Below are 25,552 nucleotides of genomic sequence, written 5' to 3' on the forward strand. Positions count from 1 at the left end.
ATCGTCCTATCGTCAGAAGGCCAAAAGTTCGTCGATCTTTGCCCGAATGCGCGCGACCGACGGCACCGCCCAGTCGAGCAGTACCGGATTGTGGGGACTGGGAATGTCCGGCATCGTCAGGCGCACGACTGGCGCGTCGAGGTCCATGAATGCCTCATCGGCGACTACCGCAGCGATCTCCGCGCCGAAACCAGCGGTCTGAAGATCCTCATGCACGATCAGGCAGCGGCGGGTGCGACGCACCGATTCCAGGACTGCCTCCCTATCCCATGGCATCAATGTGCGAAGATCAATCACATCGACCGAACGTCCTTCGACCGCCTCCTCGCATCGGGGCACCATGGCACCCCAGGTGACAATGGTCAGCGCATCCCCCTTACGGGTCATCCGCGCCTTGCCGAAAGGCAGGACGAAATCGTCGCCCGGCCACTGTCGCCGCGCCCAGGCATAGTCCAGCATTGCCCGGTGCTCGAAGAATATGACCGGATCATTGCCGCGTAGTGCCGTGCGCAACAAGCCGACCGCATCTTCGGCATTGGACGGCACCGCGACCATCCAGCCGGGCGTATGCACGAAGGCCACCTCGTTGGTCTGGCTGTGCCAAGGGTCGCCGCACTTGAAGAAGCCACCCGGCACACGCAATACCATGGGCGCAGCGAAGCGGTTGTTGGTCCGCCAGCGCATCGATCCGCAATCGTTGATCTGCTCTGTCGCCGGTTCGGCATATTTGCGGAACTGGATTTCCGGCACGGGCATAAGCCCTGCCAGCGCCATGCCCACCGCACGACCGACGATTCCCTCTTCGGACAAGCTGGTGTCGAACACCCGTCCTTCTCCGAACTTTTCCTGCAGACCCAGGGTCACGGCGTGAACGCCACCCTTTGGTCCAATATCCTCGCCGAAAAGGACAACCCGGTCGTTAAGAGTCATTTCTTGATCGAGCGTGCGGCGGATCGCAGTCACCATGTTAATGCGCTGCCCCTCAGGCTGAGCGATCTCGACGCCGGCAGGGGCGCTGTAGCCCTTGGTCCATTGGCCACCCATCGCCTGCAACTCGCCCTCTTCGGCAAAGACATGGCGAACGACCCCCTCGGGGTCAGACGCGCCACGCGCTTCGGCGCGCTCGCGTGCATCCTCGGCATCGGCCCGGGCGCGCGCAGCAATCCGATCCCATTCGCCATCGTCCAGCACCGGTTCCAGGAAAGCGCGTAGTTTGGGCAGCGGATCGCGCGCCCATTCCGACTCCACGAAGGCTTCCGATTTGTAGGTTTGGGTATCCTGAAAGCTGTGCCCCTGCAGGCGCGGCACGGTAAGCCGCAACAGGCAAGGCCCCCTGCGCGAACGCACATGATCAACCGCCTGATCGATCAGCCGCGCCGCCTCTGCCGGCTCTGTGCCGTCACCCGACAGAATTTCCAGCCCTTTGAAGCTGGCAAGATTGGCGGAAATATCGCCACCTGGCGTCTGGAAGGACGACGGGACGGAAATGCCGTAACCATTATCTTCTATGTAGAAGAGCACGGGCAGCTTCTGCGTGGTGGCGATGGTCAGCGCTGCCCAAAAACCGTTGGTCGCGCACGACGCTTCGCCGCCAAGGACTACACCTATACCATTGGCATAGCTTTGGTCGCCCAGCACGGTGCGATAATATTCGATCGCCTGCGCCCAACCGGCAGTAGGCGTATATTGAGCGCCCACGCCACCACACATGGGCAAAGCCGAGGCACCAGCCGGATTGGGATAGTTGAAGACAACGCCGATATCGCGCCCATCGGAATAACCGCCAGCCCGGCCCATGGACGACGCCAGCGCATCTTCCACGTCCACGCCCAGCGACAGCAGCATCGGGCGCGAGCGATAATAGCCACAGGCAGCGTCCTTTGCATCGGTCAGCCGATCGCCCAGCAGTATTTGTGCCATGTCATGGCCACGTGCGGAGAATTGGTAGAGAACTTTCTTCTCCGGAACGAGCCGCGTCTCCTCCATCTCGTCCAACGCGCGGGAAAGATGCAAAAGATAAGCGATCCGAGCCCAATCACGATTGGGATCGGGCGCATTGCGGACTGCATCCTGCTCAAGGGCTGCTGCGCTTCTCACGATGACTCTCCTGTTGATTGTCCGTATGGTCGGTTAATCAATAATCGCTGCAAATGCAGTAATCCAGCATTATTTTGGATTTCTGTCTGCCCACGATCACAGGCGCATCGTTAACCCGATCACCGCGACATGGTTGAACTGATCGGGCTGCTCATGGCCGTCCACATATTGGGGTGTGTACCCAGCCTCGACAGAGATCTGACCGGTGACGGGAGCGGACATGCCGACATAGCCGCGTATCTGGTCGAACCCCTTACGCGCGCCCCAGGCCGTACTGTTTAAATAGACCATGGGCTCCACCGAGACGACGACGCTGGGCGACATGCGGGAGCGCCCCAGCCTGTGCGCATAGCTGAGCAGCGACCGGACCCTCCAGCCAGCACCCCCGGCGTTGGTGCGCATTCGCTCTTCCAGACGCGTCGCGCTCAGCAGCTTGTTACGGTCTCCTTGGTGCAGCAGCACATTGACCTGCTGCCACAGCCGATGTTCGCGAAAGGCGCGCGCACCTTCGCGTGGCGGAGGAACATAGGTGTAGACATAGCCGCCCCACACGGTGACCTTTTTGCTTGCCTTCCATCCGATCGCGGGCGTCACGACGATCAATTGCGCCAGATTGCGCATGTCGTTCTGATAGCGGGGCTGGATTTGCGCGAGAAAAGCGAAATCTTTGTTGATATCGCCTGTGACCGTGACGCTGGTCCACAGTTGATTGTCTGAAATCGTTTCCGCCCGCACCCCAACCGCGAAGGTTGCGACACATAAAGCCATGGTCGAGGCGATCGACCAGAGACTGTCTCTTGTTCGTGAATACATGCTGGCAACACTTGTCTAGAGAGCAGTTCTGCGGGGCGACGGCGCGCGCTGCCCCGCAGGATCTGGATCATGTTTTGGGCCGCTCGATCCGCAGCGTCTCATAGGGTTCGAGCGTGTCGATCTCTTCGAGCGCCTGCGGTTCCTTCCAGCCGAAGAAGCGGAAGGTCATATGGTCGGGTTCGACATCCACGATGGTGAAGCCGTTCTTTTCAACCGGCTGCAGGCCTGCGTCCACCGTCAGTGCGGACGGCGGCACCGGGCCGGAACCGCGCGCTTTGGACGGCCAGGCCCAGACGGACGAACCGATCGGCCCCGCCAGCACCGTATGCACCGGATTGGCGCGCATATCGATGTCGCCGCTCTGAATAATGCGCTGCCATCCTACGGCATGAAGATCGCCCGACAGAAACACCGGGGGTCGCGCCCTGTTGCCGGTTGCAGCCGCCATCAGCCGCTGGTGCTGGGCGAACCAGCCCTTCTGCCACATGAATTTGGGCCGGCTGGTGGACAGGCGGGTCTTGCCGCCGATCGACTGGAAATGCACGATCTGCGCCTCGTCCGATCCAGCCTTGGGCGAGGCGGCATCGGCCGACTCCACAATGTCGGGATACCATTCACGCCACTTGCCGGCCGACCAGCCGGGCGGATGGCTGGGAACATGCATCAGATGGCGGGTATCGTTGGAGGCTGTCCTTTCGATCAGCCAGTCCTCGACCTCTTCAGGCACGATACGACCGAACGCGCCCTTCATGTCCATATACTGACCACAGTCGTAGAGCAGCACTTCCATCAGGTCACCGTAACGCAACGTGCCGAAATTCTCTGACAGACCGTCTTCATTGCGAACGCCTGACATCTGCTGTGTCCGGGTCGCGTCGGGCAGCATTTCCGGATAGTAGAGCCGCTGCACCGCCTGCTTGGCACGGACCATGAAATTGTCGGGCGGGAAGGTCACATAGCGCTCGTTCGCCTCGTCATTCTCGAAATAATCATGATCATCGCCGATGAAGAAAGTCGGCACCGACCGCATCAGCGTGCCATAAAGGTCGCGGATCTGCGCATCGCCCAGTTGCTTGATAGCGACCTCGTTATTGGTGCCGAACATCGGCACCTCCCGGTCGAGAGCCTGGAAATTCTTGTAAAGATTGATCCAGCCGCTCGCCCAGCCCTTGTTGACCGCGTCATAGCCCGACCTCTGGTCCCAATAGACATGGTCGCCATTGGCGATAACCGCGTCGGGCGCATAGGACATGGCGCGCGCCAGCAGGCGGCGGCGGAATTCCATCGGGCGGAACACCTCCAGACCGTCCGGGCCGCGCTGGGCTTCATGACCGCCTGCACAGGTGAAGGACAGGAAACGGAAGCTTTTTGCCTGTGCCTGCGGCGACGGAAAGGTCTTGAGCGGCCAGTCCGCGCAGAGGCGGCGACCATTTTGTTCCAGCGAGAGGGTATGCACCGTATCGGCCGTCAGCCCCGATGCGTCAAAGGTCCAGAAGCGGCCTTCCGTGTCGCTCCTGCGCCCCGCGAAACGCTTGCCGTTGACGCGAAGCGCGACCCCATCGGCCAGGTTGGAACGGAAAGAGCATTTGATGAGGATGCGTTCATGATTGGCGGTCGGCAGGATATGAACGACCTCTCCCGCACTCCACGGCTTGCCCGTGGCCGCCATGGCGGAACCCGCCATCAGAGCGACCGCCACTGCGCCGCTGGTCGCCACGAATTCTCGCCGATCCAGTTCATTCATCAGGGCATTGGCCCGCGGCCCGACCTGATTGTCATCCATACCCTCAGCCATTCAATTTTCCTTGCTTATGAAGATTTTTCCTGGGTTCATGAGCCCCAGCGGATCAAAGGCAGCCTTGAGCGAGCGCATCATCCCGACATAGGCTTCGTCCCGCGAATGCTGAAGGAAGTGCCGCTTCTCCAGTCCGACGCCATGTTCGGCGGTGATCGCTCCATTCCATTCGCCGACAAGCGCATAGATCGTCTCCTCGATCACCGCATGGTTGCGGCCATGCTTGTCAAGGCAGGCGAAATGGATGTTCCCGTCCGCGATATGGCCAAACGCCAGCACGCTGATACCTGGCAACCGTTCGGCCAACTTTGCCCGGCAAACCTTGGCGAAGCGGTCCAGTTCAGCCACCGGAACGGAGACATCGAAATTAACCGCCGGGCCGAACAGCCGCGCCAGTTCGCCGCTCGCGTCCCGCAACGCCCAGAAGTCCGTGATGTCGCGCTGGTTTTGCGCGATCAGTCCGTCCGCCAGCAATGCATCCTCAAACGCCTGTTCGATCAGGTCCTGAAATGCAGCCGCATCAGCGTCGTCATCACGTCCCATCGCTTCGATCAGCACGACGAAGGGCGGCGCCTGCTCGAAGCTGATCTCCCGCTGTACGCCCTTGCGTGCGACATCGAAGAAGCTGTCCCACATGACCTCGAAGGCAGACAGGTTGCTGCCCAGCCGTGCGCGCGCCAGCGCCAAGAACGCAAGCACCGCCGCATAATCATCCAGCGCGCACAGCGCGACCTGCTGCGTCCTGGGCTTGGGCATCAGCTTCAGCACGGCGCGGGTGATGATGCCAAGCGTACCTTCGCTGCCGATAAAGACCTGCTTCAGGTCGTACCCCGAATTGTTCTTCGTCATCCGGTTCATGGCATTGAGCACCGTGCCATCAGCCGTGACTGCTTCAATGCCCAGGGTCAGATCGCGCACCATGCCATAGCGAAGCACCCGGTTTCCGCCCGCGTTGGTTGCCAGATTTCCGCCGATCATGCACGATCCGCGCGCGCCCAGGTCCAGCGGAAAGAACAGGTCGACCGCGTCGGCCGCGTCCTGAATACTCTCCAGAAGGACGCCAGCCTCTACCACGATAAGCGAACCCGCTGGATCGACCTCCTCAATCCGGTTCATCTTTTCCAGGCTGACGACCACCGATCCGGCATTGGGGACCGCACCGCCAGCCAGCCCCGTCCGCCCGCCCTGGGGCACGACCGCAAGCCCGTTGGCGTGACAGTGACGCATGACTGCGACAACGTCTTGAGTTGATTTCGGGAAAGCGATCGCCAATGGGCGACCACTATCATCGACCATGGCCGACCAGTCCGTGACATAGGCCGCGTGATCGGCCTCGATCCAGGGAAAGAGGCATTCGATATCGGAAAAGCCATCATACGGCATCATGGGCATCCAGTGTCCTAGGAATTGGGGCGCTGGCGGAAATGTGCCGCCGCAGCATCAGCAGGAAGGCGCCGGAAAGTAGCGCGGCGATGCCGATATAGATAAGAAATGCAGTCGCACCCCAGGCCAGCGTGGCTGCCCCCAGCACCGAACTCGCTACGGCGCCCAGTCTGCCCACGGCAAGCGCCGCGCCTACGCCTGTCGCCCGCGCGGTCGCAGGATAGACATGCGCCGCCAGCGCGAAGAGCATGATCTGAAGACCCGCGATCATGGCGCCCTGTAAAGCCAGCACAGCAAGCAGCGCAGATCCGCCGACGCCGTTCGCAATCATAGCGGCAGCCGCCGTCGACGAGAGGACGCCGACGATGGCAGCCCCGACCATTGGCCGCCGCGAACCGAAACGGTCCATCAGGAAGGCGCCGCACAGCGCACCGATAACGCCGCCGAAATTAAATCCGGCCAGCCCAGCGCTGGCGAAGCCCAAGTCATGCCCCGCCTGCGACAACATGGTCGGGGCCCAGTTGAACATGCTGTAGACGGACAACAGGCAGAAAAAAAAGGCCGTCCACAATGTCAGCGTATCGCGCAGCAGGTCGTCCGCGAAAATGGACCCGTCCCGGCCGGCCTCGCTCCTCTCCGGCTCGCGCAGGGGCACAGCCGTCATCGACCGACTTGTGATCCGCTCGAGAATAGCGCGCAATTCATTGTGACGGTGCGCGCGATCCAGCAGGAAACCGGGCGATTCAGGCAGCAGGAAGAACATGATCGCCGCGCCGAGCAGCGGAGCGATGCCGCCGATCGCCAGCAGCGGGCGCCATCCCCATGTCGGCAATATCTCCGCAGCCAGCAACCCGGCGATGAGACCACCCAGCGGCACGCAGATGATGCCAATGGCGACCGCCCTACTACGGGTGCGCTGCGGCGCATATTCGGCCAGAAGCGCGGTGGCGTTCGGCATCGCGCCACCCAGTCCGAAGGCGGAAAGACAGCGCAAAAGCGCCAGCATGAAAAGGCCGTTTGCCACCGCCGAAGCGAGGGTCGCCACACCGAACAGGGCGACACTGCCGATCATTACCGGCCGACGACCGAACCGGTCGCCCAGCTTTCCGGCGATAGCCGTCCCGACACTCATCGATATCAGGCTGGCGGCGATGATCGAAACGAATGCGCTCCTGTCTACGCCCCAGTCCTTAATGAGCGCAGGAATGATGAAGCCTAGCAGCTGATTGTCGAACCCGTCCAATATTACAGCCAGTGCGCACAGCAAAAGGACGTTGCGCTGAAGACCGGTCCATTTCGCTTCATCAATGGTTCGGCTAACGTCTACTGGCGTGCTATCTTGTCTGTCGATCATGGCAGCTGAGTCTCGTCCCAGTTCATACTGATACATAGCCGCATACGAAGCAGTTAATCTGCATATGCAGCTATGTCTAAAGTCTAACTATTTTAAAATCGCCATTTGGCGGAAGCCCGGATAGTGCGAGGTTCGCCCAGCGCACAGCGCTGTACGGTGCCACCACCTACCGGGTCGGCCAAACCGAAGGCACCGCCCTGAGGCTGCGGGTAGATGACGGAGCAATAGCCCTTGCCCGTCAGATTGTCGCCGGCCAGCGCAAATTCAAAGCGATCATCCGGCCCGTAGAGCGTCAGTCGCCCACCGAGCAGGGCGTAGCCCGGCTGGATACCCTGGGGATTATTGTCGCCACCCGCTCCAACATTGATGTCGCTCAGAAAAGACAGGCGCGTATTGAAGCCGATCGCAAAATCGCCGCCCACGTCCGTGCGATAATCGGCCGACATTGACCCTTGCCATTTTGGCGAATAGGGCGCGCGCGCGCCGGTCAGATCCTGCACCCCACCGAAGGCGGGCAGGCCTGGCGCGTTACGAAAATCGGTGAATTCCGAATCGAGCCGGGTGCCGTTCAGCGCCAAGGTCAAATCACGGACAGGGCGATAGGACAGCTCGAATTCCACGCCCTGCTGCCTTATTGATCCAGCATTCTGGACGCTGAAGCCTGCGCCATTGTAGCTGCGCAGCTGGAAGTCTTTGACATCCATGCGGAACAGGGAGGCATTGGCCGTCACCTTGTGATCAAGAAACTCGGACTTGATGCCCAGTTCGTAGTTAGTCGTTGTTTCGGGCGCGAAAACCCGGTTCTGACCCAATACGGTCACGAAATTCGCGTCGAACCCGCCCGACTTGAACCCTGTTGACAGGGTAGCGAAGAGCATAACGTCTCGCGTGGGCCGGAATGTCGTGTTCAGTCGATAAGTAACGCGACCTTTCTTAAAACGTAGATCCCTCGCTGTATCGTTCACGGACAGGCCGGCCGCAGCGCTGTTCAGCAGCCGCGCCGTCACGTCGCCATCCTTGTCATCATGACTGTAACGCAGACCACCGGTCACGTCCCACATGTCGCTCAATTTCAGCGTCGCCTGGCCGTAAGCGGCATAGCTTTTCGTCACTTGCTCGAAAACGTTGTTCGTGGCGCTGACCTGCGGGCCGCTCCTGCACGCGGCAAGTAGCGCCGGACGCGCACGCGCGATGAACACATCGCAGAAATTCGGATTGAGGTCGTTGCGCTGGCCGATCAGATAATTTTCACGATAATAATAAAGCCCTGCCACGAAGCTCAGATGATCGTTCAGCAGATCCTTTGGCGACACGATCTGCAGTTCATGGGAGAAAGACTTGCTGCGGTAGTGCGATGCTACGCCATAGAGATTGGCGGCGGTGCGCGATGCGTCGTCCTCATACTGTTTGTCGTCCCATTTGCGATAGCCGCTCAGCAGGCGCAGGGAATAGTCACCGATGTCTAGGCCAAGGTCGCTCGACACACCCCACTGATCGTCTTGCAGATCTCCACCAGTGACCTGACGAAGGCGATAGCTGTAGGTATCAGTCAGCTTGGGCACGAGCCCGTTGAGGCGCGTGTTCCAGTTAGCTGCTGCAGCAGGCGTGACGCTGGAGGCAAGAACGGAATTGACAGCTAGACCATCGCCGCGCTGCTGCTGATAGTCACCACGCAACAGCCAGCGCAGATTAGGTGCGATGTCCGCACGCAATGCGCCGCGCAGCGAGAGGGTGCGATTGCTGCCGAAGCGATTGCCGGTCATGTCGTTACGGCCATATCCGTCATAGCGATCATAGGCTGCGGAAATACGCGCGGCCACGCCTTCGGAAAGCGGCGCATTGACGATGCCGTTCAGGCGGAGACGGTCAAAATTGCCATATTCCGCCGACACACTGCCGCCGAAATCGTCCTTGGGTTCCGTCGTATGGAAACTAATGGCACCAACGGACGCATTGCGGCCGAACAATGTCCCCTGCGGTCCGCGCAGCACTTCCACGCTAGCGATATCATTCAGGCCCGCGAGCAGCGGCCCGGGGCGCGGCACATAGATGCCATCGACAAAGGCGCCCACACTAGGCTCGAGCGCCGAATTGCCGGATGAACCGATTCCCCGGATCGACAATTGCGTGTTGGCGGCCTGGGGACCGCGATAGATATAGAAACTCGGTGCCACGCGCGGGATGTCCACGACCGACGCAACGCCAGATTTCGCCAACGTGTCGCCCGACAGCGCGGTCAGCGAGATCGGCACATCCTGCGCGCTCTCATTGCGCTTCTGCGCGGTGACGACGATGTCGGACGTACTCACGCCCGTGCCGGACGCGTCAATCTGTGCAAATGCCTGTGTGCTACAAATTATGGCGCAGACGCTTGCCGCTGCCAAATATTTGAGGCCGCCCTTAATCATTCTATCCTCCCCAATCGATTTTGTATTTAGTTATTTTAGGCCAAGCCCACCCGCCCCACCCCTCGCTCCGTTCAGCGAGCCGTGAAGCAACTGTGCTGTCGAATGGCCACAACCCGATCCGCTTTCACGCCCTGTACGAGCGGTCTTCGAATCGTGCCGGACCTTCCTTGCTAGGCCAATTTGTGACCTCGAACCCAAATCTGGCACAAAATTGATTTCACTGCAATAGCAGCGATAACGTTGCAAATGCAGCTTAAAGTTCGGCTTGATACCGGGAGAACCGCCTGCCATCAGATGGAATTGGAAAATTGGGCAGGGATATCGAGCGTGCGCGACAGTCTTGATGAAAGGACGGCGTTCGGAAGCAGGACGCAGACGCCGATCGACCTGACCCACTTCCTGCCTTATATCGTACATCGCTTGTGGGCCGGCATCTCCGTGGCCCGATCCATTCCGGACTTGGATGGCTTCACGCCCCGAACACGCGAATGGCGCGTATTGATGATCCTCGCTTCCTTCGGCCAGATGACCAGTGCGGAGATTGCAGCACATGCCGCCATGGACACCGGCACAACCGCGCGTGCTGTAAAACGCCTTCTCGACGCAGGCATGTTGACTGGCAAGACACCTAAGGCGGACAAGCGTAAGCAGATCCTGGCGCTGACGCCCAAAGGCGTCTTGGCACACGACAAGATCGCCGAAGTCAGGATGGCCTTTTCAGCGAATCTGCTCGACGGATTTTCTAAAGCCGAGGCTGATCAGCTTTTTAACCTACTGGCCAGATTGGATACGAACGTCCAAGCTTTGACCAAAGGTACTGAAGGCGAGTGGATTGAAAGTGAATGATCGATAGTGTTGAAAATCCAGCGTTGAGATCGACGGTGTTGCCAGATCAGCGGCAGTTAGGAGGGCTCATTCCATTTATGCGGGCGCTTGGCGTGGCGGGCCCATCAGTCTGGATTCGTGAAAGCATCGCGCTGCGCAAGACGATCTATCCCACCGAGACCAATTTATCGTGGGACTATGCCTATCAAATTCGCAGCGAACTGGATGAAAGGCTGGAGCGGGCCGGAATCAGGATCGCGGCCTATCTAAATCAGATTTTCGATCCGGCTGAAAATTCGCCCTTCCCCTCCAGGCGGAAGTAAGATGCCGCGCGGGGCGGACTGTGAGGAGGTGGGCATCTTGCTCGAAGTCGGTGTCTATCCGGTCCTTAGAACAGAAGGAGGCGGGCAATGGCGTCTGGATCCGTCCTGCCGCTACCGACACTTGATCGGCCAACGCGTCCGTGTATTTGGTAAACGGGCTGATTTCGATGTTCTGGATATAAAAGGCATTGAGCCTGCGTGAAGCGAGGCCCGTCTACATACCGCTCCAATAACTCTAGGAATGACGACGAACGGCAAAAAATGGAAGCCGTCGTTCATCGCAGACGACAACCTCTTCTTATGACATCCCGGGCTGCCGACCAAATGCTGCCTACCCATGTCGACCCCTTGCGGCCGCTCAAGATTCAAATCCTGATCTTGAGGTACGGAAGGTCCGGTATCGCGGCAGATCGCGATCAACTCGAGCCGTTCCCGGCCCGCCTGGCCGGCTGATCTTGCCGAAACTCGCCATTCCCGCTTCTAGGCAGAACATTGTCAACAAGCCCTCAGCAGACAAAGTTCTGGTTCACCGCCGGGTCACTGCGATAAGCGCGGTCGAAGGGATAGGAAGGACCGCGCGATCGCCAGCCATAGCGCGCACTTCGGCGATGACCGCGTCTTTCTCTGCATCGCTCAGACTGGTCCAGTCGGGCGACATGCCGAACAGGGTATCGGGCTCCACAAGCAAGGTCACATCCAGCGGATATTCGTAGGTGACCTCTTCGATCCTTGGATCATGGTATCCTGCATGGACCAGCTCACGCGCGAGATCTGCCGGGTCGCTCAGCGCCCTGACTGCGTCCGGCATGGTCATGCCCTCACGATCAGGAAACAGCTTGCGACGGATCTGGCCAAGCAGCAGAAAGGTTGCGGCGCCCCGGTCCTGCCATGTCGCAACAACGCCTATCCCGCCGATGCGCGTTACCCTTGCCATTTCGGCCAAGCCCTTGCACCAGTCGGGAAACATGATGACGCCAAAGATCGAGAATACCGCATCGAAACTGCCGTCGTCCAGCGCCAGGGCCTGTCCATCCATCACCCGCGTTTCCACATTTGGCATGTTGGCCGCCGCAATGTGCGCCACCATACCGGGCGAGAAGTCGGTTGCGAGCACCTGCGCACCGCTTCGTGCTGCCGTCAGCGCCAGCGCGCCGGTACCGGCCGCGACATCAAGGACGCGGCTGTCTGGTGTCAGGGGAACGCGCGCTAGCGCTGCCTCGGCATAGCGCATTGTGAAGGGGTGCGCCGTCTTTTCATAATGCTGAGCGGCGGTGTCCCAATGGTCTGGGTTCTCAAACTCCGGCATGGCGAACGCTCCACAAATCATGTAACATCATAAGTATCTTGATAAGATGCGCTTGCCAATCCCTCCACCTCCGGGAAAGATCATGGCGTGCGTAATGACAGCCGCCTTTCGAGAATGCTCCATGTGCTGCTTCACATGGCACACCATGATGGCCCGATGACCTCCGAGGCCATCGCGCGGATGCTCGGAACGAACCCCGTCGTCGTCCGCCGCACGATGGCGGGTCTGCGTGATGCGGGATATGTCAGGTCCGAGAAGGGGCATGGCGGCGGCTGGGCGATTGCTGCGGATCTGGAAACGGTTTCGTTGCTCGATGTCCACCAAGCAGTAGGCGGTCCCCGCATATTCGCAATCGGTAGCGAGCATAGCAATCCGGACTGCGCGGTCGAAAAGACCGTCAACGCTGCGATCGAGGATGCGCTCCGAGACGCTGAAGCGCTACTGGTCGCGCGGCTGGGGGCTGTCAGCCTCGCTGAGTTGGCGCGAGGTTTCGAAGTTCATTGCCTTCAGGCTGATTAGCGTCGCGCACAAATGGAGGCCTGCCCCTTTGGCTACATAATATTAACAGCAGGAGACCAGATTCAGCCCTTCAGTCCCGCACAGGAATGGCCGATTCTCGCCATCACCTCGCGCCCACCGATTTCTTATTCGACAGCATGCTTCAGGTGCGCATGAATGGGTAAATTTTCATTACCTGCGGCGCGCCGCCGATACGCCCTTTCAGGCACCGCCGCGATCAGTGAACGCTGGATCGCGCAACATTTCCAAGAGGGCCGTCGTTGAGCAAGAGGCGCAGGCTTTCAGCGCCCTACGCCACGCCGTGCAGTACGACGCTCGATGAGACGGGGAACGCGCCAGATGCTCCCCGTCTCTGCTTGTCAGAAACGAACGGTTAGGCGGCCATAATAATAGCCGCCATAAAAGCCGAACGGCGAATTGTTAGCATAGGGTGCAGAACCGGTAGTGTTGGCCAATGTGCTTTTGTCAGGATAGACATTAAACAAATTGTTCGCGCCGATGCCGATTGAGGTGCTTTTGGTTAGCTTATATCCGATGTCGAGGTCCGTCACCCATTCCGCGCCGAAATGCTGGTCCTGCGCGGCATTGTTTTGCACGCTGCGAAACTTGCCATAGCGGGTCGTGCGCAAATTGGCGCTGAAATCACCCATCTGCCAGTCGCTGCTCAGCACCAGCTTGCTGCGCGGATAATTGCCCGCGACGGCACCCTGCGCCTGACGGTCGAACAGGGTTAGGTTGAGGCCCGCCAGCTCGGCCGGATTGGCCGCGATGCCCACTATCTTGGTCTTGTTATAATTATAGGCAGCCGACACGCGCAGCGATCCCAGTTCGCCGGGCAGGCGCTGATTATAGGACGCCACGACGTCGATCCCCTGCGTATCGGTATCGATCGCGTTGGTGAAGTAGCGGACATAATAAGACTGAAAGCCATTGGCCCGCAGGATCGCGTCCACGCCGGTGCCCGACAGGAAGCTGGTAAGCATCACCCGGTCACGCAATTCGATGCGATAGGCATCGGCCGTCACTGTAAGGCCCCTGATCGGGGTCAGGGCGATGCCGGCGCTGAAGTTCGTCGATTTTTCCGGCTTCAGCGGTTTCGCGCCCAGCGCCCGACCGACCGCCGAATCCACCTGAACAGTTTTAGAATCGATCGGGATCAGCGCGCCGTTGATGGCAAAGATCTGGGTAGAGGTCTGCGCAAAGCCCTGTTGCGACAGCGATGGCGCACGAAAACCGTTGCTGATGGTGCCGCGCAGCGCGACGCCCTCGACAATTTCATAGCGGGTGGACAGCTTGCCGCTGAACACGTCGCCTGCACTGTCGTCATAATGTTCAAAACGGCCTGCGACATCCACGAACCAGTCGTCGGCCAGGTCCGCTGACACATCGACATAGGCGGCAAAGCTGTTGCGGGACAGATCGGTCGCATCGCTCGGCTGAAGCGTGATTGCCCCCTGTGCGCCAACGGACGCGGCCTGGCCCACCTGTCCGCCATAGTTGGACGGATAGATATAGCCGCCATTGGCATAGGCTGCGGCATCCTTGACCACGGTGGAAAAATTCTCCCACCGATGTTCCAGCCCGAAGGCCAGCGTCACCGGATTGGAAAGGCCAAGCTCGACTTCGCGCGAAATGTCGAAATTGGTTGTCCACTGCTTGAACGAGGAATCGAACGTCCTAAAGCGGGTCGGGCTGCTGGGACCAAGCGAGGCATTGAGCGTGTTGATCGATCCATGCTTGTCGAAATTACGCCCGAAGGTGGTCGACAGATCCCAGTTCCAGCCGCTGCTCTGCCCCTTGATCCCGGCCAGCCACTGAAAGTCGGTTTCGGCCAGAGTATAATAAGGGGTGAACCCATCTGGATAGATCGCCAGCACATTCTGGTTGCTGTTGGGACGACGGAACGCCTGGCCGATGCGTGCCTTGCGCGTACCGAACGTGCCCGAAGCATAGACTTCAAAATCGTCGAAATCATAGCCGGTCTTGACCACTGCGGTCAGGCTCTTGTTACGGGGCAAGCCGCCCTTGTAAACGGCAGCCTTGTCGACCGATGCTTCGCGCGGGCTGGGCTGGCCGTTGACCAGGAAGTAGAAATTGCCGGTCGCCGCCTGACTGCGGATGCTGGGGTCCTGGTCGCGGCCCGCAACCGTCAGGGTCAGATAGCCTGCGTCGCCGATCTTGAACCCCTTGGACAGATCGAACGAATAGGTTTCGCCATCGGACCCATAGCGTTGCCCCGCATTGAGGTTCAGTTCGCCCGCTGAATCCTCGTCCTTCAGGATAATGTTGAGGACACCGGCGATCGCATCCGACCCATATTGCGCAGCCGCGCCATCGCGCAACACTTCGATCCGTTCGATCGCGCCATTGGGGATGAGATCGAGGTCAACCGGGTTGCTGCCGTTCGACACATTGCCGGTGGCTAGGTTCAGCAGTGCGCTGTTGTGACGGCGCTTGCCATCGACCAGCACCAGCACATGCGCGCCGCCCAGGCCGCGCAGGCCGGCGGGACGGGCCAGGCTGTCCCATGATGACGAGCCGATCGTCTGCGACTGGAAGGAAGGAACGAGCTGGCTCAGCGCATCGCGCATCTGCATCCCGCCGCCCATGCGGGTCAGCGTGTCGGCGCTGACCACGTCGATTGGCGCGGCGCTTTCGGCGACCGTGCGGGGCTCCGCGCGCGTGCCGGTCACTACCAGCGTTTCGACTTCGTCATCGGCCTGCTTCGGCGCATCCTGCGCGACGGCTGGCATGGCGGCCATGGCCAGCAAAAGCCCAGCCGTTCCCCCTAGTAAATCTGTCTTGCGCAACATGTTTGTTCCCCTATCTGCCTGTTTCTCAAGAAGAGAACCTCTCCCCGTCATGCGCTATTGTGTTTTCATGGCCGCCCGCGCATCGAAGCGTAATTTAGTGGGCTATTCGCTGGCCGATGCGCGGTAATCCAGCGCGGGCGCCCGGTCCCCAATCATCGGAACATATTGGAATTTGGCGGGCCGTCTGCGGATCAGTTCCGCTTTTGCGGCAGCCACCACGTCCGGGCTGGTCAGCAGGTCGAGCGCGCTGAGCGCCAGCGTCTTGGCCGCGACGACCGCGCCCTTGTCGCCGATGCTCATGCCGCCGAACGCCACTGCCTGCCAACTGTGCGACGATGTGCCGGGTGCCCATGTCGCCGCGCGCATACCCGCCGTGGGCGTGACCCAGCTGACATCGCCGACATCGCTCGATCCATTGCCCTTTACGCCCGACGCATAGGGATCGATCACCGTCTGCGACCCCAGTTTCGCCTGCGGATTTGGGAAGGTGGCATAGAGTTTTTCGGCAAAGGCCTGTTCTTGACGGTTCCATGCCACCCCGCCGACCCGACGTAGATTGCCGTCGATCACATGGCCGACGGCGTCATTGGGCATCAGGGCATAGACCCCCCCGGTCTGTTCGAACTCGACCTTGGTGCCCGTGGCCAGCGCCGCACCTTCCGCCGCCTTCTTCACCCGTTCCATCACTTCGCGCACGACCTGATCGTCATTATGGCGGACATAATAATAGACTTCGGCAAAGTCAGGGACGACATTGGGCGCGTCCCCGCCTTTGGTGATGACATAATGGATGCGGGTCGTGTCCGGCACATGTTCGCGCATCATGTTGACCGCATAGTCCAGCATCTCGACACCATCGAGCGCCGACCGGCCGTCCTGCGGATTGGCCGCCGCATGTGCGCCGCTGCCCCGGAAGCGGAACTTGCCACTGATATTGGCCTGGCTGATCCGCTGAACCGCCGTATTGCGATCCCCTGCATGCCAGTGCAGCGTCGCGTCGACATCGTTGAACAGGCCAGCGCGCACCAAATAGGCCTTGCCCGATCCGCCTTCTTCCGCCGGAGCGCCATAGACGCGAATTTCGCCGGTGATGTTGTGCGCCTTCATCCACCGGCTCGCCTCGATCGCGGCGGCCGCCGACGCTGCGCCAAACAGGTGATGGCCGCACGCATGCCCCGCCGCCTGTCCGGCGATCGGCGCGCGTTCAGGCACCGCTTCCTGCGACAGGCCGGGCAAGGCATCAAATTCGGCCAGGATGGCGATGACCGGACCAGTGCCATTGCGATAGCGGGCGACAAAAGCGGTAGGCATGCCCGCGACCCCGGCCTCTATGGCGAACCCTGCGGCTTTCAGCCTGTCCTGTAACAGGCGAGAGCTTTTCGTTTCATGAAAGCCAAGCTCCGCAAAACCCCAGATACTGCGCGCCGTGCGGCCGATATTGGTGGCTTCCCTGTCGACATTGGCGATCACCTGCGCCTTGTCTGCGTCGGGCAGGGCGGCGCTGGCAGGGGCTGTGGCCGACATGGCAAGGGCCAGCCCGCAAAAGCGGGAGAATGGAAAATAGCGGTTCGTCACGACTGGCCCTTCTGGCTATCGAATCTCTGGATTGGTCGGTTGAGACCGCCTTATTTCAGCGTTTGGGGCGGCGAAGGCTTGGCCAGCGGCACGGGGACGTGGCGCGGCATGTAGATCCGGCCATCCTTCACCACGATATTGCCGTTACGCAGGACCATCTCCACCTTGGTCAGGTCGTCCAGATTCTGGTCCGGCTGCCCGTCGACAACGATGACATCGGCCAGCTTGCCGACTTCCAGCGTGCCCAGTTTGTCGCCCATGTCCAGGATTTGCGCGTTGACGCGGGTAGCCGCCATCAACGCCTTGGCCGGGCTGTAGCCTGCCTGTTGCAGGAATTTGAGATCAGCGATGTACATGTTGGGCGACTGGTAGAAGGACGCGCCGATCGTGTCGGTGCCGACCCCGATGGTAACGCCTGCGGCGATCATTTTCTTGAGGATGTCCCAATTATGCTGGGCATCCATCGAAAATCGGCGCGACGCTGTCCCGGCATAGACACCACGTGAATCGAAGATATTCTGATAAACCTGCATGGTCGGGATAGCCGCGACGCCCTTTTGCGCCATCAGCTTGATCGTCGCGTCGGTGCGGGGCAAGGGGTGTTCGATCGAATCCACGCCTGCCTCGACTGCCATCTGGGTATAGATGGTTTCGCAGTCGCAGGTAACTTTGAGGCCCAGCCGGTGGGCTTCTGCCACACCGGCCTTGATCTCTTCAGGCGCAAAATGGCTGGCGACCTTGATATGGCTGGCACCGAGCTTGTAGGTTTCACGAACTGCCTTCACCCAGTCCTCGGCCCCGTCCGCCTCACGCGTATAAGCGGCCGAATGAATGGGGGTCAGCGGACGATCGGCGGCATGGCCACCGGTCCCAGTGATGATATGACCTGCCGCAAACAGGCGCGGCCCTGGTCCCATGTCATTTTCAAACCATTCGCTCACAATATAGGGCGCACCCAGCGGTCCGCCATTGTCGCGCGCCGACGTGATCCCGTTTTCCAGTAATATCTGCAGATTGCGAACCGAACGCAGCGCGGCATTGCCTTCGCTTGCTTGTTCGTCGCTGGGGGTTTCGGGCACCGGATAGGCGGAATGGACATGCATGTCGATCATGCCCGGCATCACCGTTTTGCCCGCCACGTCGATCACCGTTGCATCGGCAGGCCAACTCCGCTCGCCCCCGCCCAGCACGGCGACGATGCGGTTCTGCTGGATCACCAGCGATCCGGGATAGGCGCTGGCCTTGACCGAATCGAATATCCGCCCGCCGGTCAGGACCAGCGTGCCATTGAAGCCCTGCTGGCGCGGCATCGCAGGTGCGCGCTGGGGATTGTTGGCCGTCACCTGCGCCGGGAATTGCACGGTGCGGCGATCATGGAATTCCTGTCCTATGGCCGGGAATGCGACGATCAGCGCAAGCAGGGGAAGGAAAGGCGTGCGCGGGATTCTCATCGGGCATGTCTCCGGACAATGGAATAGGGGCGGCCTTGCCACAGGCCTCTATTTCTGATGACGCAGCCTTTGGGGGAATCCCCATCACGGAGGGCGGAAATATTCACGCTCGCTCGTTATCCCCAGCGACGGGGATGTCGATGCGCGCGCAATCCCCATTGTCGTCGATCGCGGGCGGGCTGGATTGATGCCGAAATCTACGAATGGCCAGTGTTGTAAAACCACGCATCGACGGCGCGCGACAACCATGCGTATCGTTGTCGCGCAGCTATGCACCTCGCTGGTCGTCGCGCCTGCCCTTGCCCGGTCATCGCCGCACGTCACGTTCGACATCGCGGCCCAGCCGCTCGATGACGCGATTCAGGCATTGGCGATCCAGAGCGGGCGACAAATGCTGTTCGCACCGTCGGCGCTTACTGCGCGCAAAGTGCCCCGCCTGTCAGGTCAGATGACGGTGGCGCGGGCGTTGCAGCGGCTGTTGCAGGGCACGGGCCTGGTTTTTCGCGAAAGCGCCGATGGGGTGATCCTGATCCTGGTCGATGCACGTAAAAGGCGCCCGGCGCTTCCCCCCGCGACGCCTGCACCGCCCCCGCCCGAACCCCAGCGGCCCGATCTGGTCGTGACCGGCGTCACCCTGGACGATCCTGTCCGCTTTGTCGGCGACACCCGACGCAATCCGCAGGCGCGCGACGTCGCCGATGTCGCCCAGACGACGCTGGGCATGGGCGCGCAGCCGGTGGGGGCAGGGCAGCAGGGCATCATCCTCCGCGGCGTCGGAGTGGCGGGGGATGCAACGACGGTGATCTATTTCGCCGATGTCCCGATTTCCGGACCCGTCGGCACGACCAGCGATTCCGGGCGCACGACGTCTGACCTGGCGCTGATCGATATAGACCAAGTCGAAATTTCCCGATCGCCGCAGGGAACGCAGCATGGCGTCGGCGCGCTGGCCGGGGAAGTCGAGATCAGGCCCGCCCAGGCGCGGCTTGGCGCGCCAGAGGGGTTCACGTCGCTGTCGGTCAGCGCGATGCATGGCGGTGCGATGGGGTATCAGCTCGCCGGGGCCATCAACCTGCCCATAACGGAGGATCTGGCGGTGCGGCTGACTGCCTATGGTCGCCGTGTCGGTGGCTATGTCGACAATATCCGCACCGGCGACGACAATGTGAATGGGGAGGATATGGCCGGGATGCGCCTGTCAGTCCGCTATCGCCCAAACCATGCGTTCGACCTGTCGGTCCTTGCCCTGTGGCAGCACCGGCGGATCGACGACCAGCCCGACTGGACCCGCTCGCTGGGCGACTATAACACCGCGCGCTACTTCATCGCCCCTACCACCCATGATTTCTGGCTGGGCCGCGTCAAGATGGAATGGGCACTTGGCGCGGTGCGGTTGACCAGCATCAGCGCCTGGTATCGATGGAGGCTCGACCGCCGGTTCGACCGCAGCTACGCCACGCAATTGCAGGCCAGCGACCCGGCCGGGTGCGCGCGCTATTTTGCGTTGGGGACAGGGGACTGCGACACGTCGCAGAGGCAGGATTTTTCCGATCATGTGATGGGCTTCGTCCCCACCATGCTGCATGTGCCCATCACCATTTCGCGCGCAACGCAGGAAGTGCGGTTGGACAATGGCAGCGCACCCGGCCTGCGCTGGCGTATTGGACTGTTCGGCGATTATCGCGCCGAACATCTGCGCAGTTCGCTGTCCAGCGCGGATCTGCCCGAATCGGCAGGCAATTATCTGGGACTGCGCGCGATCGAATCCGACCGCGCACAGGCCGCGCTGTTTGCAACCCTGTCCCACCGCAGCGCAAATGGCGCGCTGGCCGCATTCGGCCTGCGCTACGAACAGCATGACATCGCCGCGCGCAACGATGTGCTGGTCCCCAACCCAGCCAGTGGTTCGGTCCAGTCATGGCCATTGATGCGCGTAGTTTCCAGCGGCCTTCATGCCAAGCTGCACATCGATATTCCCGCCACGCCTTGGTTCCAGATCCACGGGCAGGTCGCGCGCAGTTTCCGCCCCGGCGGCGTCAATACCGCATCGGTCATTCCGTCCGACTGGCTCACCTTTGGCCCCGATCGCCTGTGGGGCTATGAAATCGGGGGCAAGCTGGATTTCGGCCCCGCATTCCAACTGTCGGCCACCGGCTATCTCAACGACTGGACCGACATGCAATATCGCGCCCTGTCGGAAAACCGCTCCCACGCCTATCTCGTCAATATCGGCAACACCGCGATCGGCGGGCTAGAATTTGAACTGGCGACCCAGCCGGTGCGCGGCCTGATTACCCGGCTGGAAGGCAGCCTGATCCGCAGCCGTCTGAACGGGGCGTCGTCGCCCGCCCGCGCGCTGGTGGGGCGGCTGGATCGCGGGGATGCCATCCCCTTCGTCCCCCGCTATCGTCTGCGCGGCACTGTCAGCTATCGTTTCGACTTAGCGCCCGGACGAACGCTCGCGCTTGAAGGCGAATGGCAACATCAGTCGGGCTACTGGTCGACATTCAACCGCGCAGACCCCGATTTCCTGTCGACGCCGTCTTTCCACCTGTTCGGGCTGGGCGCGACAATGGGGCTGGGCTGCTCCTCGCTCACTTTGTCGATCCGCAACCTGTTCAATGCGCAGGCCGTCTTGCGGGCGCAGACGAACGGCTATGGCGTTGGGCAAAGCTATTCCTACGGCCCGCGCACAATCAGCTTGGGCCTGTCGCGCCGCTGGTAAAATGGCGGCGCCCGTGGCGGCATTGCGCGTGCCGTTCGTATCACTTGGTCAGGACCGGACATGTTCTTCGGATGACGGAGATGATTTTGGGGGCCGATATGGCAAGCGCGCAGGAAAAGGCGACGCTGGAATTTTCACTCGACCTGAGGCGCTATATTCCCGCGCTCAAGGCCTATATTGCACGTAACGGCGTCAATCCGGCGCAGGTCGATGATCTGGTGCAGGATGTGATGCTGCGCCTGCATGCCCGTCGTCAGGGCGGAGCGATCGAAAATATCGAAGGCTACCTGTTCCGCGCTGCGTCTAATGCCATCACCGACAACGCCCGCCGCGACAAGGTGCGCCACGTCAGCGCGCATCAGGAACTCACCGAGATCGAACATCCTGTTGAGGAACGTTCGCCAGAGCGCGTCTTGATGGGAAAGGAGGATGTCGCCTGTGCCGCCGCTGCCTTGCAAGAATTGCCCGAACGCACGCGCGATGCGTTCCTGATGCAACGTTTTGAGGAATTGCCCTATGGGGAAATCGCCCGGCGCATGGGTATATCGGTCAGTGCGGTGGAAAAACATGTGGCCAAGGCGTTGCTGCACATCGCGCTGCGCCTCGGCGGCTGATCGGGGAGCCTGACCGCCATGCCCATGCAGGAATCCATGGAAACAGCAGCGGCGCTGTTCGCTCGGTTGCAGTCGGAAACGGCTACCGAAGCGGACCATCGCGATGCACAATTATGGTGTGCGCGCGATGCCCGTCATCGGGCTGCTTGGGACGCGATTGCCGCCGCCTGGGGCGTAAGTGGCGCATTGCGCGCGGACCCGGCGGTTGCCGATCGGCTGGAACAGATCGCCCAGGCCGACAAAGCGCCGGTGACGCGCCGCCGCTGGATGCCGCTTGCCATCGCGGCAAGTGTGATGGCGCTCGTGGGGGCGACGGCTGTTCTGATCGTCCAGCGCCCCTCGCCCACCGGCACCATCGCGGCAGTCGGTCCGGGAACGCCAATGCAGGTCGAGGTTGGGGAACGGGATGTGCGCAAACATGTCCTGTTGGCGGACGGGTCGCGCGTCATGCTGGATTCGGGCAGTGCGATGACTGTCGCCATGGCGCGGGACCGGCGCAGTATCCATTTGTTGCGCGGCCATGCCTTTTTTGAAGTGCGCAAGGATGCAAACCGGCCCTTTGCCGTGACCGTCGGGGATTTGACGGCAATTGCGGTCGGCACTGCGTTCGACGTGCATCTGGGGACCGCGCGCGCGGATGTTGTCACGACTGAAGGGCTTGTCCGGGTCGAAACCGCGCGCAAGGGACCGGATGGCAGCGGCGCGACAATGGTGCCAGCGGGCATGAAGCTGACCCAGACTGCCAGCAAAGTGACACTGGTGCAGGTCGATACCCAACGCGAAACGCTTTGGACGCAGGGGCGAATTATTTTCACCGCGCGCTGCCTTTCGGATGTCGCGGCGGAAATGAACCGCTATTCGCGCACGACGCTCGTCGTCGCGCCAGCTGCCGCCAATATTTCGATCAGCGGCGTATTCCGTCGCGGCGACATTAGCGCTTTTGCTACCGCATTGGCGCAGCAGGGGCTGGTCCGCATCGACCGTCAGTCCTCAGGAGCGCTGATGGCGCAGGCATCGGGCGAGCCGGAAAGAACGCGCTGCGGCTGACCACTACTGAGGAACCGCCCGTGCGCTGCGTCAGGGATAGTAGCGCAACTTCAATACGGGTCGATATTATGGACAGGCGGAATTTTCTGGGCACGGGTGCGGCGGCGATGATGGCGGCTGTCCCATCGAACGTCAGCGGGAAGCAGGCGGCGGGCAGCGGAGCGGCCGATATTGCCGTGGTGGGAGCGGGTGCTTTTGGCGGCTGGTCGGCGCTGTGCTTGCGCGAAAAGGGGCTAAACATCCTGTCGATCGACGCCTACGGCCCGGCCAGCCCACGTGCCTCTTCGGGTGGTGAGACCCGCTCGCTGCGGGCGGGCTATGGTGCCAAGCCCTTTTACACCCAATGGGCGGCGCATGCGATGGCGCACTGGAGCGCGCGGGCGGCTGAACTGGATCGGCCGCTGCTCTTTCCCAACGACCGCATCGAACTGGCGCGGGAATGGACGCCCGCGTTGCTGGAACAGCGTCGGATTTTCGACCGGCTCAACCTCCCCTATGCGATATTGGACCAAGGGGAATTGCGCCGCCGCTATCCGCAGATGGGGTTTGACGACATTGCCTTTGGCTTCCTTGAAACCAGTGCGACCGCCGCGATCATCCGCGCGCAGGACGCCACCGTCCAGGTGCAGGATCTGCTTCGACGCAAGGGCGGGCGCACGCTGGTGGCGCGCGCGATGCCGGGGCGTGCCAATGGCCGCCGCTTGCGCACGCTGGTGCTGGGCAATGGCGATCATGTGGAGGCGGGCCAATTTCTGTTCGCCTGCGGTCCCTGGTCGCCCAAAACGCTGTCCGACACGATGGCGCGCAAGGTGAAGGTGCGCCGATTTGAATATCATTATTGGGGTCTGCCCGCAGGCGATGATCGTTTTGCCTGGCCTAACCAGCCTGCCTGGCATGACCACACCACCGGCGGCTATGGCTTCGGCAGCCTGGGCAGGGGCATCAAATATTCCCCCGGCGGCCCAGCCCGCGACATCGACGTGGACATGTCCGATCGCTTGCCCAACCAGCAATCGCTCGATCTGTGCCGCGCCTATATGGCGCATCGCTTCCCCGCACTGACAGGTGCGCCGGTGGTGGGGGCCAATGTGTGCCAAGTGGAAATGACCGCTAGCGACGATTTCGTCATCGATCGGCACCCCGATTACGACAATGTCTGGATTGCCAGCGGCGGAGGCGGCCATGCGTTCAAATTTGGCCCGCTGATCGGCCGCTATGTTGCGGACCGGATGACCGGAGCTGCGACCGACTCCCAGATCGACCGGCTATTCGCCTATAGCACGAAGGACGAAGTTGTCACCTGAAGTGGTGGCTGGACTGTGGGAACCTATGCGCGAATGCGCGTCCGGGCAGCATCGCTACTGTCGGACGTCAAACCATCGCGCATTTAACGATTTTATCTCCTTAATACGTCAGTAATGCTATTCCGGCGGATCACAACTTACTGCATTGTATCTTCTACAATGCTCGATGAGATTAATCGTCGCGTATCTGCTTGCCAAAATTTGGTCGATATCCGCGTCGTCAGACGATTTAGCGCGCCAATATTGGTGCGCTGCGCGTTTGATGATCTTCCTCGCCAAGGGCTTTTTGCCAGGGCCGCGCCGAGCTTTGCGAACCGCTGCTGGCCGAACTCACCTGCTGCTGAAGGCCCCGCTAGTGAGCGCCCTTTCGACATCATCGTCTATCACAATCCCAAATTCGGCACCTCGCGCAATATCGTGGGGTTGATCCGTAACTCCAGCATAAAGCCGGACGTTGTCGAATATCTCAAGACGCCCCCAATGCGAAAGCTGGTGGTCCAACTGATCGCGCGCACTGGAATCGCGATGCGTGAGTTACTGAGCGAGAAGGACCGCCCTATGCCGCTCGGCCTTGGTGACACGGCGCTGTCCGATGACGCTCTGCTTGATGCGATGATGGCGCATCCGATCCTGATCGACCTTCCGCTCATCGTCTCGCCGCTAAGCGTCAGGCTATGCGGCCCGTCCGAAGCAGTGCTCTAACTCTTGCCCAGCGCGCAGCGACTAGCGATCAGCGACCAGCGACCAGCGTGCTGACCGTCCTACTCTCCTCAATCACATGAACAACATGCCGACGGTGCTTGTCGACGTACGCTCAGTCGATGGCAGCCATGCGACCGGCGTCGTCGAGGAAGCAATGATCTACGCCAAGGTGATCGTCTGTGATCCCGGCCCCAAGATCACCCCGATCGGCTCGCTCGCGACGCTGCTGTGGCTGCACCTGCTCTGCAACAGAAGCATTAGGCTATCAATTCAGGGTCGGCATGGTGATGACCCTCCCGGCCCTGCTTGTCACCTTGGCCGCTACAGCGATCCGTCTGAGCACAGCGTAAGCCGGACGGCAGCCGTCTCAGACGCACCAGGATGGCTGGTCCCGATCCAACGCACCCTCGGTTACATCGGCGGGGTTTGGCTTCGATCGGAATGACCACTCGCGGCCGAGGCTGCTATTAGTTGAAGCCTTCGCTGATGGCTGGTTTG

At 61.0% G+C, this 25,552-nt stretch carries 19 protein-coding genes and 2 pseudogenes; 11 read left to right on the top strand and 10 right to left on the bottom strand.

The window, feature by feature from the left end:
* Window positions 1-12 precede the first annotated feature (12 nt).
* From AC07UX_RS15725 to AC07UX_RS15750, 6 genes are all read right to left on the bottom strand, one after another.
* Window positions 13-2,097 carry a transketolase C-terminal domain-containing protein gene (locus AC07UX_RS15725; protein WP_495192933.1) on the bottom strand — a complete coding sequence of 695 codons (2,085 nt, stop codon included), beginning with the start codon at window positions 2,095-2,097 and terminating at the stop codon, window positions 13-15.
* A gap of 96 nt (window positions 2,098-2,193) precedes the next feature.
* Complete coding sequence (locus AC07UX_RS15730; protein WP_495192934.1) at window positions 2,194-2,865, bottom strand: DUF2490 domain-containing protein; 672 nt, start codon at window positions 2,863-2,865, stop codon at window positions 2,194-2,196.
* 112 nt (window positions 2,866-2,977) lie between these two features.
* Window positions 2,978-4,705: a metallophosphoesterase family protein gene (locus tag AC07UX_RS15735; RefSeq protein ID WP_495192935.1), complete on the bottom strand. Its 1,728-nt coding sequence runs from the start codon at window positions 4,703-4,705 to the stop codon at window positions 2,978-2,980.
* The gene (locus tag AC07UX_RS15740; protein ID WP_495192936.1) at window positions 4,706-6,097 is read right to left on the bottom strand and encodes an FAD-binding oxidoreductase; all 1,392 of its coding nucleotides are present in this window, start codon (window positions 6,095-6,097) and stop codon (window positions 4,706-4,708) included. It lies immediately after the preceding gene.
* Window positions 6,078-7,442, bottom strand: a complete 1,365-nt coding sequence (locus AC07UX_RS15745) for an MFS transporter (protein ID WP_495192937.1) — start codon at window positions 7,440-7,442, stop codon at window positions 6,078-6,080. Before AC07UX_RS15745 ends, AC07UX_RS15740 begins: the two co-directional genes overlap by 20 nt.
* A gap of 92 nt (window positions 7,443-7,534) precedes the next feature.
* Entirely contained in the window at window positions 7,535-9,751 is a 2,217-nt protein-coding gene (locus AC07UX_RS15750; protein WP_495192938.1) for a TonB-dependent receptor, read from the bottom strand.
* A 345-nt stretch (window positions 9,752-10,096) separates the two neighbouring features.
* Here AC07UX_RS15750 and AC07UX_RS15755 point away from each other — a divergent pair, with 345 nt between their 5' ends.
* From AC07UX_RS15755 to AC07UX_RS15765, 3 genes are read left to right on the top strand one after another with little or no spacing between them, the layout of a single operon-like run.
* Complete coding sequence (locus tag AC07UX_RS15755) at window positions 10,097-10,696, top strand: MarR family winged helix-turn-helix transcriptional regulator (RefSeq protein WP_495192939.1); 600 nt, start codon at window positions 10,097-10,099, stop codon at window positions 10,694-10,696.
* The gene (locus tag AC07UX_RS15760; RefSeq protein WP_495192940.1) at window positions 10,693-10,998 is read left to right on the top strand and encodes a hypothetical protein; all 306 of its coding nucleotides are present in this window, start codon (window positions 10,693-10,695) and stop codon (window positions 10,996-10,998) included. The genes AC07UX_RS15755 and AC07UX_RS15760 overlap by 4 nt, the downstream gene beginning before the upstream one ends.
* A gap of 1 nt (window position 10,999) precedes the next feature.
* Complete coding sequence (locus AC07UX_RS15765; RefSeq protein WP_495192941.1) at window positions 11,000-11,200, top strand: DUF5818 domain-containing protein; 201 nt, start codon at window positions 11,000-11,002, stop codon at window positions 11,198-11,200.
* Window positions 11,201-11,524: 324 nt separating this feature from the next.
* Here AC07UX_RS15765 and AC07UX_RS15770 read toward each other — a convergent pair whose 3' ends face one another.
* Window positions 11,525-12,304, bottom strand: a complete 780-nt coding sequence (locus tag AC07UX_RS15770) for a class I SAM-dependent methyltransferase (RefSeq protein ID WP_495192915.1) — start codon at window positions 12,302-12,304, stop codon at window positions 11,525-11,527.
* A gap of 87 nt (window positions 12,305-12,391) precedes the next feature.
* On the opposite strand from AC07UX_RS15770, the gene AC07UX_RS15775 reads away from it, so the two are divergent.
* Window positions 12,392-12,823, top strand: a complete 432-nt coding sequence (locus AC07UX_RS15775; protein WP_495192916.1) for an Rrf2 family transcriptional regulator — start codon at window positions 12,392-12,394, stop codon at window positions 12,821-12,823.
* A 359-nt stretch (window positions 12,824-13,182) separates the two neighbouring features.
* Here the strand turns inward: AC07UX_RS15775 and AC07UX_RS15780 are convergent, their stop codons facing one another.
* The 3 genes from AC07UX_RS15780 to AC07UX_RS15790 all read right to left on the bottom strand — a co-directional run bounded on the left by AC07UX_RS15780 (window position 13,183) and on the right by AC07UX_RS15790 (window position 18,662).
* The gene (locus AC07UX_RS15780; RefSeq protein WP_495192942.1) at window positions 13,183-15,636 is read right to left on the bottom strand and encodes a TonB-dependent receptor plug domain-containing protein; all 2,454 of its coding nucleotides are present in this window, start codon (window positions 15,634-15,636) and stop codon (window positions 13,183-13,185) included.
* 102 nt (window positions 15,637-15,738) lie between these two features.
* Window positions 15,739-17,160, bottom strand: a complete 1,422-nt coding sequence (locus tag AC07UX_RS15785; RefSeq protein ID WP_495193017.1) for an amidohydrolase — start codon at window positions 17,158-17,160, stop codon at window positions 15,739-15,741.
* Window positions 17,161-17,261: 101 nt separating this feature from the next.
* Entirely contained in the window at window positions 17,262-18,662 is a 1,401-nt protein-coding gene (locus tag AC07UX_RS15790; RefSeq protein ID WP_495192943.1) for an amidohydrolase family protein, read from the bottom strand.
* A gap of 247 nt (window positions 18,663-18,909) precedes the next feature.
* On the opposite strand from AC07UX_RS15790, the gene AC07UX_RS15795 reads away from it, so the two are divergent.
* The 7 genes and pseudogenes from AC07UX_RS15795 to AC07UX_RS15825 all read left to right on the top strand — a co-directional run bounded on the left by AC07UX_RS15795 (window position 18,910) and on the right by AC07UX_RS15825 (window position 25,499).
* Window positions 18,910-21,387: a TonB-dependent receptor gene (locus AC07UX_RS15795; protein WP_495192944.1), complete on the top strand. Its 2,478-nt coding sequence runs from the start codon at window positions 18,910-18,912 to the stop codon at window positions 21,385-21,387.
* Window positions 21,388-21,458: 71 nt separating this feature from the next.
* Window positions 21,459-22,001, top strand: a complete 543-nt coding sequence (locus AC07UX_RS15800) for an RNA polymerase sigma factor (RefSeq protein WP_495192945.1) — start codon at window positions 21,459-21,461, stop codon at window positions 21,999-22,001.
* 18 nt (window positions 22,002-22,019) lie between these two features.
* The gene (locus AC07UX_RS15805; protein ID WP_495192946.1) at window positions 22,020-23,048 is read left to right on the top strand and encodes a FecR family protein; all 1,029 of its coding nucleotides are present in this window, start codon (window positions 22,020-22,022) and stop codon (window positions 23,046-23,048) included.
* Between the two features lie 68 nt (window positions 23,049-23,116).
* Window positions 23,117-24,352: an NAD(P)/FAD-dependent oxidoreductase gene (locus AC07UX_RS15810; RefSeq protein ID WP_495192947.1), complete on the top strand. Its 1,236-nt coding sequence runs from the start codon at window positions 23,117-23,119 to the stop codon at window positions 24,350-24,352.
* Window positions 24,353-24,585: 233 nt separating this feature from the next.
* Window positions 24,586-24,696 (top strand): annotated as a pseudogene (locus tag AC07UX_RS15815) (transcriptional regulator); the annotation flags it as partial.
* A 28-nt stretch (window positions 24,697-24,724) separates the two neighbouring features.
* Window positions 24,725-25,051: pseudogene (locus tag AC07UX_RS15820) on the top strand (ArsC/Spx/MgsR family protein); the annotation flags it as partial.
* Between the two features lie 79 nt (window positions 25,052-25,130).
* Window positions 25,131-25,499, top strand: coding sequence for an ArsB/NhaD family transporter (locus AC07UX_RS15825; RefSeq protein WP_495192948.1), 369 nt, complete (start codon window positions 25,131-25,133; stop codon window positions 25,497-25,499).
* Window positions 25,500-25,552 lie beyond the last annotated feature (53 nt).

The sequence above is a fragment of the Sphingobium sp. GW821-FHT02B05 genome (assembly GCF_059421905.1).